Below are 4,903 nucleotides of genomic sequence, written 5' to 3' on the forward strand. Positions count from 1 at the left end.
GCTCCGTAGCGCGGGCCACACCTGCACGACCACGGCGGGAGGGCCGAGCGCGGCACAGAGCAGCAACACTCTGCCGAGAATGCCGGAGGGGCCCGTGCCCGGCGGGGTGGATGCCGCCGTCATGTCAGATCACCGACCTGGTGGGAGGTGCTTGGCCAGGATTATCGGTCCTATTCTCACTGGAGATGGGGGCGTTCACCATGGGTGGCGTCGGATGACCGTGGTCGATAATCACTTCTGCCCCATTTCTCCCAAACATTACCCAGCAGCCACCAAGCCCGGCCCGAACAGCAGGACAAGGCTGACCTAAGGTGTGGTGGCGGGGTGTCACAAGGGGGCGGCTTGCGGGGCCATTTCCTGAAATAGGTTTAGTGGCAGACGATTCCCAAATACATCACCATCCCCAATCCCGCTACTCCCGACCCGAAAACCCGAGCCGGACTCCTAATTGCCAACTGAAGAACGAAGTCGACCTCCGCCACGCACGAACACACACCGCTCGTTCCCCGCAGCCCGGCCGTCCGGCCGTCCGGCCGTCCGGTCAGGTCGGCTCACCGGACGTCCAGGAGCACCGGTGAAACCGCCGGCAGCAAGGCGGCCTTCGCGGGCGAGGCCCCGCAGCGGGCCGGGAACCCGGTCGGCTCCGACCAGGTCTGTGCCCCCTTCGGTCAGCTCCCCGGCCGCGTCCTCGAAGGCATCGGCCGGTGCCGGGTGCGGCGCCCGCGCCGACACCCCGCCGATCGGCTAGCCGCGGTTGTCATCGCGCCATTCGGTGATGATCTGTTCGACGTCGAAGGGCATCAGGTTGAGCGGCGGGCCGGAGAGGCCCTTTCTGATCGCCTGGTCGATCTTCTGGTTGATCTCTTCGACGATCTTCCTGGCCTGGTTCTCGGTACGGGCGCCGCGGGCCGCCGCCAGGGCCTCTTCGGCCTCCTTGCGGAGGGCCAGCGTGGGCGGAAGAGGGAGGGTCCGGCCCTCGCTCAGGGCCTTCTGTTTGACCCACCACAGCTCGTCGGCCACCTCGTTGCGGTTGGGGAGCGGTTTGCCCGCGCCCGGCAGATCGTCGAACTCGCCGCGTTCCATCGCCTCGCGGATCTGCTGGTCGATCCACGACTCGAAGCCCATCGAGTCGGGTTTGCGGTTCGTCATACTTTTTTTCTACCCACTGAAATTGTCAGCGCCGTCCGCGATGATCTGCCGCATGACCGACGACACCGACGACCCGTTCGAGGGTCTCGACGACATCCGCTGGGGCCGCATGCGGCACGCGTATGGCCCCGCCGTCGAGGTGCCCGAGCTGTTACGCGGCCTCGCCGACCCCGACCCCGCCATCCGCGAGCAGGCGCTCGACGCGATGTACGGCGGCGTGTTCCACCAGGGCGACGTCTACCCCTGCACGATCGCCACGATCCCGTTCCTGGTGCGCCTCGCGACCCGGCCCGGCCTGCCCGGCAGGCCCGAGGTGATCAGGCTGCTCGCCGACTTCGCCTCGGCCGACGACCCGCTCGGTCTCACCGCGCTCTACCGCCAGGCCAACGAGCGGGTGACCGCCGCCTACCCGCTGTGGTCCGCGCTGCTGGAAGACCCCGACCCCGACGTACGCGCCGCCACCGCGGCGCTGCTCCCCGCCTGCCTGGATCAGGCGCCGGCCGCCGTCGCCCGGCTGCTGGCCCGGCTGCCTGCGGAGGAGCATCCGGCGGTGCTGGCGGAGATCGTGCGCTCGGCCGCCGCGATGGCCCGGCGCGGCGAGAGCGTCGCGGAGGTCACCGGCAGGCTGGCACGGATGGTCGCCGCCGAGTGCGACCCGGCGATCCAGCTCACCGTGGCCGCCGAGCTGGTCGCGCTGCCCGGCACGGACGGCACGGCGCCCGCCATCGCGGTGGCCGACGTACTCCCGCTGATCGCCGAGGTCTACCAGACCGGCACGCCCGGCACCCCGCCCGCCGGGTTCGACACGCCCACCCTGGTGGGCGCGCTCCGGCGGATGCGCGAGGAGGCCGACGAGGGCCGTCGCGCCCCCAGGGCCGCCGCGCTGGTCAGGTCCCTGTGCGCGGCGTACGGCGAGCGGGTGGCCGACCGCCTGTCCCTGCTCACGCCGCTGCTCCGCTCCCCCAACTGGGAGTGCCGGCTCGACGCCCTGATGCCCGCGCTCAACCTGATCAACGGCTGGCGCGGCGACTACGGCGAGCTGATCGCCCTGGTCGGCGAGCAGGTCCGTGGCGGCGACCCGCGGTTGCTGTGGAGCGCCGTACACGTCCTGCAAGATCTCGGCATGCTCGCCGCGCCCGCGGCCGGCGCGCTCGCGGAGGCTCTGACCGCCGCGGGCCGGGTGGCCCATCACCCCGCCACGCAGGAGGGTCACATCGCGTGGGTCGTCGAGTGGCCCGACGCGACGTCCAGCGTCGGCCCGGCGCTGCGCGCGCTGGCCGGGGCCGCGGACGAACGCGCGCTGCCCATGCTGGCGTGGGCGCTCGACCGCGAGGACATGCCGAAGGACATCGGCGGACCGATCGGTCGGTACGGCGAGCGGGCCGCCCCGCTGCTGCCCATCCTCCGCCGCCGGCTGCACGACCTGCCCACCGGAGAGCCGCGCGACCACCGGCGCGACGGCCTGATGTACGCACTCGCCCAGATGGGCCCGGCCGCCGCCGGAGTCGTGCCTGACCTGCTGGTTCTGCTGGAGTCGGGCGAGGCGGCGACCGCTCCGCTCCTCGGCGCGCTGGGCGCGATCGGCCCGGCCTCCCGCGAGAGCCTGCCGTACATTCGCGTGGCCGCCGTCCACTCCGACCGGTCGGTATCCTCGGCCGCCGCCAAGGCGCTGTGGCGGATCGACGGTGATGCCGAAGGCGCGTACGCCGTCGCCGAGCGCCACCTCGGCGGCGACCGGTACGCGGTCACCGGCGCGATCGGCGTCCTCGCCGAGCTGGGGCCCGCGGCGAGCGCCGCCACCGACCGGCTGCGCCGGCTGCTGCGCCGCGGCGACGAGCACCACTGGCTGCCGCTGGGGGCGGCACAGGCGTTGTGGCAGGTCACCGGCGAGGCCGACCCCCTGCTACCGGTGCTCGAACGCGCCTGGCTGGCCAACGCCCACACCCGCCGTGACGTCGCGGCCCTGTGGGCCGACCTGGGCCCGGCCGCCAAGAGCGCCCACGGCCTGCTGCATGCGGAGCTGGGCCGGGTACGCAGGCACAACGCGTCCGACCACGGCTACAGCAGTTCGCAGGTCCCCGACGACGAGGCACTGGTCCGCCTGTGCCGGGCGGCCCTGACGACCTGATCAGGGGCCGGGGATGGACGGTACGGTCCGGATGAATCTGTCCGCCGAGTCGCGGAGGTGGGTTCTGATGATCTTCTGCCAGGTGCCGTCCCGGATCATCTCCTTGAGGATGCCGTTGATCCGCCGGGCGTCGGCGACGTTGTTCTTGGCCAGCCCGATGCCGTACTCCTCGACGGACAGCGACTCGCCCAGCAACCGGAACCTGGCCCTGTCGGCGGCGGCGTAGCCGGCCAGGATCGAGTTGTCCGTCGAGACCGCGTCGACCTCGCGGTCGCGCAGCATCTGCACGCACGCGCCGTACCCGTGCTGCCTGACCATGTGCTCCGGGGTGTCCCATCCGGCGGGGAAGTGGTTGATCACGCGCTGGGTGGACTGGGAGCCGGTGACACCACAGAACTTCTTGTCCTTCAGGTCGTCGATGTCCTTGATGTCGGCACTGTCCGGGGCGGCGCGGACCATGATGTCCTGCTCGGCGACCAGGTACGGCCCGGCAAAGGTGATCTTGTCGCGGCGCGGCTCGTTCATCGAGTAGCTGGCGATCACCACGTCGGCCTGGCCGCGCTGGAGCAGCGTCTCCCGGCTGCTTGAGGTGACATCGTGCCATTCGGGGATGGCGTGCAGCCGCTTGGCGATCTCCTTCGCGATGTCGATGTCGATGCCCTGCCGGTTGTCGGGGTTGCTGTTCACCATCACCCCGATGCCGGGCTGGTCGATCTTCACGGCGATCTTCAGCCACTGTTTGCCGGTCAGCGGGCCGTTGCCCCGGTCGGCCTTGCTGGGCGGGGGCGCCGGGATCGGCTGGGCGGGGCTCCGGCGTCCCGCAGGACGCTGCGGCTGGGGTCGAGGGTCAGGTCACAGCGCGGCGTCGTGCCGGGACGGCGTACCGGGGGCGTCCAGTGCAGGGTGACCACCAGCTTGGCGGCGGCGACCGAGCCGAGGCGGATCTGGTTGACCGCGACCTCCTTGAGCCCGGTGCGGGAGCCGCCGTCGGCCAGGGTCTTGCCGTCGCTGATGAGCCGGTAGGTGAGCCAGGCGTGGTAACTGCAGTTCTGTAACTCCTGCTGGCGGGTGTAGCCGAGCCGTAACCGCAGGTCCAGCGCCCAGTCCCGGTGTTCGGTCAGGGGGAGGTCGAGGGTCAGGGGGCGTCCGGCGGTGATGGCGTACGGCGGGCCGCTGAGGGTGAGGGCGGGCGTGGGGGAACGCGTCGCGATCATCCAGCCGGTCCCGGTGCCGACGATGAAGACGGCCACGGCCCCGGCGATCAGCGCCAGCTTCCGCCCGGGGCGGCCCCGCCGATGCCGCGCCGACCGCGACGCCCCGGGGCCTGCCGGGGTCGGATCGACGGCGGTGCCCAGGTCTCCGCCCGCCGTTTCGTCAGGAGGCGAAGCGGCCCTGATCGACGACCAGGGATCGCCCCAACGCCGGCCGATCCCTTTCTGCTCCGGCTGCCGGCGGGCCGCCGTTCCCAGGTTGTTCACCGACCCACCCGGCCGCCCCGTGTCCGCAACTCTCGGACCACCGGCAGGACCGGCGACTCCCGCCGTCCGCAAGCCGTCAGAGGACGACTCCCCGGCTACCTGACCGCCACCGGACTCTCCAGGCCCCGCGTACGCCCCGGCCTCCACC

General features: G+C 71.8%; 4 protein-coding genes. 1 reads left to right on the forward strand and 3 read right to left on the reverse strand.

The window, feature by feature from the left end:
• Nucleotides 1-744: 744 nt before the first annotated feature.
• Nucleotides 745-1,149, reverse strand: a complete 405-nt coding sequence (locus C1I98_RS35145) for a DnaJ family domain-containing protein (RefSeq protein ID WP_111171627.1) — start codon at nt 1,147-1,149, stop codon at nt 745-747.
• 52 nt (nt 1,150-1,201) lie between these two features.
• Here C1I98_RS35145 and C1I98_RS35150 point away from each other — a divergent pair, with 52 nt between their 5' ends.
• Nucleotides 1,202-3,277, forward strand: coding sequence for a hypothetical protein (locus C1I98_RS35150; RefSeq protein ID WP_111171628.1), 2,076 nt, complete (start codon nt 1,202-1,204; stop codon nt 3,275-3,277).
• On the opposite strand, the gene C1I98_RS35155 is transcribed toward C1I98_RS35150, so the two are convergent.
• Both C1I98_RS35155 and C1I98_RS35160 read right to left on the reverse strand, forming a co-directional pair.
• Nucleotides 3,278-3,997 carry a transporter substrate-binding domain-containing protein gene (locus C1I98_RS35155; RefSeq protein WP_111171629.1) on the reverse strand — a complete coding sequence of 240 codons (720 nt, stop codon included), beginning with the start codon at nt 3,995-3,997 and terminating at the stop codon, nt 3,278-3,280. It lies immediately after the preceding gene.
• 26 nt (nt 3,998-4,023) lie between these two features.
• Complete coding sequence (locus C1I98_RS35160; protein WP_111171630.1) at nt 4,024-4,755, reverse strand: hypothetical protein; 732 nt, start codon at nt 4,753-4,755, stop codon at nt 4,024-4,026.
• Nucleotides 4,756-4,903 lie beyond the last annotated feature (148 nt).

This window comes from Spongiactinospora gelatinilytica (assembly GCF_003236385.1).
Lineage (GTDB): Bacteria > Actinomycetota > Actinomycetes > Streptosporangiales > Streptosporangiaceae > Spongiactinospora > Spongiactinospora gelatinilytica.